Genomic DNA, 804 nt, shown 5'->3' with positions numbered 1-804 from the left:
CGGCGGAAGGCCCGGCGCAGCACAGGCCGTGGCGTTCCATCCACACCGCGTCGCGGGTGACGGCGGCAGCCGCCACGGCGTCGGCCAGTTCCTGCGTGCCGGGGGCATGGGCGGGCGCAAAACCCAGTTGCCCCCGCAGCAGTTCCGATTCGTAGATGGGCAGGCGCAGCATGTCGTCCGGCGGGACAAGCGCGCCAAGTGCCAGCAGGCGCGGCGGGTGGGTGTGCACCACGGCCATGGCGTCGGGCCGGGCGCGGTAGATGGCCAGATGCATGGCCCCTTCGGACGAAGGCTTGCCCCCGGCCAGCACCGCTCCGGTGGCAATGTCCACCAATGCGAGGTCGCCGGGGCCAAGGTCGCCTTTTGCTGCGCCGGAGCAGGTCAGCAGGCAGGCCGAGCCGATGCGCAGGCTGGCGTTGCCGTTGAACCCGGAATACAGGCCGCGCTGCCAGCCGCGCATGCAGATGCGCCGCAATTCGTCGGCGTAGCCGTCGGGGATGCCCTCTCCCCACAGGGAGGGAGCGGAGCCGGAAACGACGTGTCCGGATGAATTGCCATTCGCATTACCATCCGTACTCGCTTTCGTCACACCAAACGTATTACAGTCGAGATCTGCACTGTCCCCAGTCGGGTCGCCTCCGGGCGTCGATCCCGGCTGGCGCTGACGGTACGAGGTCTTGATGTCGATGACCGGCGTGCCGTCCAGCGCCTCCAGCGGGGCCACGCGCAGGCGCACGCCGCCGTCCGTGCCGGGGGCCAGTTCCAGCAGGCGCACCTCGTGCAGGCCCACCGGGTTGGGCCGGG

Annotated in this window: 1 protein-coding gene; it reads right to left on the bottom strand. The window is 70.1% G+C overall.

Annotated features, from left to right (window positions below):
- Positions 1 to 804, bottom strand: an 804-nt coding sequence (locus tag FVW20_RS17230) for a TrmO family methyltransferase domain-containing protein (RefSeq protein ID WP_196610547.1), incomplete at both ends; no start/stop codon positions are given.

It is taken from the genome of Nitratidesulfovibrio oxamicus (assembly GCF_015731765.1).
Lineage (GTDB): Bacteria > Desulfobacterota > Desulfovibrionia > Desulfovibrionales > Desulfovibrionaceae > Cupidesulfovibrio > Cupidesulfovibrio oxamicus.
This window is presented reverse-complemented; position numbering and strand designations above follow the sequence as displayed.